The sequence below is a fragment of the Psychrobacter sp. H7-1 genome (genome assembly GCF_904846585.1).
In the GTDB taxonomy this organism is placed as follows: domain Bacteria; phylum Pseudomonadota; class Gammaproteobacteria; order Pseudomonadales; family Moraxellaceae; genus Psychrobacter; species Psychrobacter raelei.
This window is the reverse complement of record NZ_CAJHBH010000074.1, coordinates 1-4892: the sequence shown is the minus strand read 5'-3', so window position 1 is coordinate 4892 and position 4892 is coordinate 1. Positions and strand designations below refer to the sequence as shown.

Here is a 4892-nt window from a genome sequence, read left to right as displayed (position 1 = left end):
GGTAGTCGTCTTTAGCTTCAATTAGCATACGGACGGCGCGCTCTTTCATTTCGGGGGTATAGTTTCGTGTTTTCATTGTCGTATTCTCTCAGATAAATGAGTCTCTGACAATCCCGGGGCGGTTCATCGTCTGAATGTGAAACTATCGTCAGGACAGTCATCAAAGAGAAAAAGATTGAAGATTGGGCAGTCACTTATATGCTGGTCTTGTTTTGCCAGAGGTATGGTAAAGCACGTAGTGATGATGAAGCATGGCAGTTTATGAGTGCATATCTGCAAATAATTATTATGATTGCTATACGTAAGGATGACCACTCCGCTAAAGTCAGTCAGCTAAGTGTGCGTCTAAGGATGGGCTTAAAGGACAATAACCCACAGTCAGAGGTTGTTAAAAAACTGATTGATATCCATGCTCAACGTGCATCACTGACGAAGTCACTAGCAGCATTACGCGTATATGAAGCTAAGATAAGAAGTGATGAAGAGTCAGGAAAAGTGGTTAATCAAAAGCTGGCTGGAAAAATAAGCCAGATAAGACTTGCCTATGAGGTGGTTGCAGAGAACAAAGCGTTTGTGGGCAAAACCTATACCAACTCACAAAACAATGAGCGTAGTAAAGAAAACGCTAATAAGCGATACCTTGACAGTGCAGATGAGCCAATACGAGTCACAATATTTGGCAGACCCCATAAAAATGATAACGTGGCGGACGCTGAGAATATTGCTGATGATGACCCGGCTGCGCTCTTAGATAATGATTTTAAGCCCTCCAGGACAACCGCTAAATCTTCAGAATTACAGCAATGGAAGCTAAAAAACAATTATCGACATGCCCGCCGTAATCAGTTTCATTTTCCTACCAACCTACGTCAACTAAGCCTACTGAGCTATCAGATGCTATTGGCTCGGGTGTGGCAGCTTTTTATTATTGTCAGTTATAGGCAGCGTCAGGTTTATGCGGTCATATTACTATCACTATTAAGTGGTCGGAAGATCCAAGATGTGATTTATGAGTTAGAACTGGATAAAAGTCAGCGCAAGTGGTTGAGTCATGAGAGTGGGCCGGCTGCTGATAGTTATGCTATGAGTAATATTATTAACGTAACTTCAAATCGTAGAAGCCACTTATTGCCACATCGTCAAAGCCATGATAATGAATTTAAATTACCTCTGCCAGCTAGACTGCAAGCAGTTATTGCAAATAAGTTTTTGGTGGATAGCGATGAAGTGTCTGAAGTGCTGGCAAGTTTAAAAAAGCAACTAGAGCTACCAGTGTTATCAAATCAGCATATTGACGCTTGTTTATATACAGTTATAAAGAATGAGCTGCAAGAGCCATTACATGCCGAAATGATTACTGGGGTTGATGTGAAACACAGCTCGCCTTTGTATTACACTAGTATTGAGACGATAAGCTTAGAGAAGACCTACTACAGCGCTATATGTTTATTGACCGAATACTGTACTGCGGACAGCCAAGGTGAGCTGCGACAGCTTAGTACGTCTAGCACGAAAAATAATCGGTATAAAAAATATGTCGGTAGTGACATGACCTTAAATACTGATATCTGTCAAAAGTTCTTTGATGGGCTTGCTGAGGCAGCGGAGAGTTATAACGGTCGATTAAAGCGGAATGTAAGCATAAGGCAGGACCGTTATATTGAGCAGTTTAATGCTTATGGTGTCTGGCTATGGCACATCATCTTTATTCAGACTGGGATTAGACCTGTAAAGCATGCGCCTGGGCTTTTAAATCAATTTGACTTTAAGCAAAGGCTGTTATGGGTGTCGGATAAAGAAGAGCGTCATGGGCAAGGGCAGGGAAGGCTTATTCCTCTTAGTGATTTCTTAATCACAGCCATTCAGAATTATATTGAGTATATCAAGCAATTTGCGGTCATGCATAATTCTATATATCCCAATGATCAATTTCCTATAAATAAAATTTTGAACTCTAGTCAGCCACTCATTCAGCTATTTAGCCAAAATCCCAGAGGGTTTACCGGCATTACACCTAGTAAGGTTCGCTATCAGATAAAGCATTTTTTTAGTCATCAAGATAATTGGCTAAGACATCAATTACGTTCACTACTAACGAATAGGTCTCCTGAGCATTTGATCTGTGCCTTATATGGTCATGAACATCCAGATCAGGAGGTTATGCATCCCATGTCGTCATTATCCATTAATGAGCTAAAAGAGTTATCCGCTGACTTAGATAAAGTTGCAGTTGAGCTTAACCTACGACAAGTTGAGGTGAAGATATATGGATAATGCCGTTGCTCATCAGTTAAGAGAAGAAAATAAAAGCAAGAGTCATGAGAGTATCAAAAATGAGGCAAAAGTTTTGATAGCTTCGTATGTTGATGACAATCACATACCCACAGGAACAGACCTAACTGAATACTATCAAACCATTGGTAGCATACTTGAGGTGCATTTTGATACTGCGCATACCTATTACTTAGCCAGACAAGGATTTCTAGAATACATAAGGAGTTACAACAAAACTCATGAACTGAATTTGGATGAACCAGTTGTGCCAGTCATAGCAGAGCGTGATCATTTAACAATATCTTATGATTGGATGGTAAATGGTGCTCAAGTAAGCCTTGCTAGCCAGCAAATGATTGAAATGTGGCAACGAAAAAAAAGGTTCTCAAACAATGATTTGATTGAGTCAGTGCTCTACTGTAGCGTGATGTATGGGGGATTGAATGACATAGATGTTTTAAAAGCACTGTATCAATGGCTCCTAGGCGAACGTGAAATATATCAATTGCAACTACCAGCAACTGATGAATTATCAGGTCCAGGCATCTACCATGAGAGTCTAGCGCTAATCTTGCTAAGTATTGATGATGACAATTACGGTTGTTCTTATTCGCAAGGATATACCTCAGAGGATGTGTCTGCTACAAGCTTACAGCGCTATGTAGAGTACATACCTGATGATATGACACTTTGCTTTTTATATGCGCTAAAAGATAAAAACTTAAAAAAAGAAGGTGTGAAATCGTTTGAAATCATTGTTGATGATATTTGTAAGAAGCTAAAACTACAGTATAAAGATAAAAGTAAACCGCATTTATCACAGTTAATAAAATACACTGACTATCATTGGCGGCAGATGAAGGGGGGCGATATAGACACTGCGCTGGCTATTGTTAGACAGGGCAGGATTAAAACGACGGGTTTAACTACAAATAAGCTTATTAATTATAATCAAGAGGTGTTTAAATCAAAACCACAGCCGCTTACTTGGTCAGAGTTGTTTGTAGCAAGTTATTCAGAAGCAGACAAAAGAAATACTAATAGTAGGGAGTATCCAAGCTTTAGTAAGAATCTTATTAAAGAGGTTCAAGATGCCCTGAAAGGCAGTAAAGCATCAGCTATTATCCAAGTAGGGCTGTTGCAACAGGAGTTTACCCAACATAATGCCATGCGTCTTTTAGGATGGGTAAAAAACTTATTGAGTGATAGTAACAACAGATTAGATACCATTAGTAAATATCTGGGATGTATTGGTCGGGATTGGCTGATGCTAACAATGGATGAGAATCTTGATGAATGGTCTGATGAGGACTTTGAAGCTGTCTATGAGGAAATTATTCAAAGTAAGATCAAGGATGGCCGTAAATTTTCAATACTCAAAAAAGATTCTGATTTGAACGATGAAGCTATAAGTAACATAAACGAAGACGCTGTTATCATAAAAAGTGATTTATCTGAGGCTTCAAATCTAGTAAATAAGCTGGCAAGTGACATTAAAGTATCTTACTTAGATAAGCTTAAAGACACTCAGAAATTTACTTATGGCAGACTACGAGCTTTCCATGATTATCAGCGAGCGTCCTATAATGCACCGTTTGTGTATTTCCCGTGGGGTAATAAACGTCAAGTGGTAAATGCGAACATGATATCACCTCGGATATATCATGCGATGAAAGAGTATTTGGTCACCTCGTATTTAGACGATGAGCAGAAAAACCTTTGCTTAGTAGTCTTAAGTCTTGCGTATCGGACAGGGTTGCGAATCAAAGAACTTATCGGTGTTAAAGTTCGTGATATAGCTGACATCTATATTGATGAGCATGGACAACGAATAGAGCAGCCACAAATATGGTTAAGACCAAATCGCTATCGGAGATTGAAAAGTAGCAGCGCAAGTCGCCTTATACCAATTAACTGCCTACTGAAGCAAGACGAGCTAGAACAATTTACTCAGTTATATCGTCAGCAGAAAAGATTGAAGCGTCGTTACTTTTTTTCTCAAGGTTCAGGTGATCAGCCGTTACCCAGTGTGGTTTTTAGTAATCTCATGAAGTTAATTTGGGACAGATTGCTAGGAGAGCACGACTTTACATTTCACAGCTTTAGGCATACTGCGATTAGTCAGTTGGCGTTAGTACTAAGTAAGTCGCCATTGGCACAAGTGATGACTGATTATGATAATGAGCAGTGCGAGAGAGTAATAAAAGGCGTCCTTGGTTATCACAAGGATCAAGGCTCCTGGTTCGGGCTGGCTAGCTTTGCAGGGCATTTAACGTGCGACACAACCTTCGAGCATTATATTCATACTGCTCATCTGCTGGCAGGGGAGCAGCTTAGCAGAGCTCGCTTGGAGTTACCTATAACAGTGTTAGAGCTAATAACAGGATTAGATTACTCTATCATTTATAGGCAAGACAAAACTGCTTATGATGCAACGACAAAGACTGTAAAGTTAAATAAGATAAGATTATACTTTCTTAAAAAAACAGCTGTGAACCGCCCCGGGATTGTCGGAGACTCATTTATCTGAGAGAATACGACAATGAAAACACGAAACTATACCCCCGAAATGAAAGAGCGCGCCGTCCGTATGCTAATTGAAGCTAAAGACGACTACC

The 4892-nt window shown here is 39.8% G+C and carries 2 protein-coding genes; both read left to right on the top strand.

All coding sequences use genetic code 11. The features are described 5' to 3' along the window. Positions 1-261 precede the first annotated feature (261 nt). Positions 262-2274: a hypothetical protein gene (locus JMX92_RS13015; RefSeq protein WP_201546091.1), complete on the top strand. Its 2013-nt coding sequence runs from the start codon at positions 262-264 to the stop codon at positions 2272-2274. Then, positions 2267-4804: a site-specific integrase gene (locus JMX92_RS13010; protein ID WP_201546090.1), complete on the top strand. Its 2538-nt coding sequence runs from the start codon at positions 2267-2269 to the stop codon at positions 4802-4804. Before JMX92_RS13015 ends, JMX92_RS13010 begins: the two co-directional genes overlap by 8 nt. The last annotated feature ends 88 nt before the right edge of the window (positions 4805-4892 follow it).